Raw genomic sequence first — 453 nt, 5'->3', positions numbered from 1 at the left:
TGAACGAGGAGAACGCCTCGGGCGGGCGCATCGTCACCGCGCCCACGAACGGCGCCGCGGGCATCATCCCGGCCGTCATGCTCTACTACATGCGCTTCGTGCTCCCCGAGGGCGCCACGCAGCAGGAGCGGGACGACAAGGTGGTCGAGTTCCTGCTCACCGCGGCGGCGATCGGCATCCTGTACAAGCGCAACGCCTCCATCTCCGGCGCCGAGGTCGGCTGCCAGGGCGAGGTCGGCTCGGCCTGCTCCATGGCGGCGGGCGCCCTGTGCGCCGTGCTCGGCGGCACCGTGGACCAGGTGGAGAACGCGGCCGAGATCGGGATCGAGCACAACCTCGGGCTGACGTGCGACCCCGTGGGCGGCCTGGTCCAGGTGCCGTGCATCGAACGCAACGCGATCGCGTCCGTGAAGGCCATCAACGCGGCCCGGCTGGCGCTGCTCGGGGACGGCT

At 71.5% G+C, this 453-nt stretch carries 1 protein-coding gene; it reads left to right on the top strand.

What is annotated here, in order from left to right; genetic code table 11:
- Positions 1 to 453, top strand: a 453-nt coding sequence (locus ACOMDU_RS13665) for an L-serine ammonia-lyase, iron-sulfur-dependent, subunit alpha (RefSeq protein WP_421130705.1), incomplete at both ends; no start/stop codon positions are given.

This window comes from Vescimonas sanitatis (genome assembly GCF_049060325.1).
Lineage (GTDB): Bacteria > Bacillota > Clostridia > Oscillospirales > Oscillospiraceae > Vescimonas > Vescimonas sanitatis.
The sequence above is the reverse complement of the archived record's forward strand: the minus strand, read 5'-3'. Positions and strand labels throughout refer to the sequence as shown.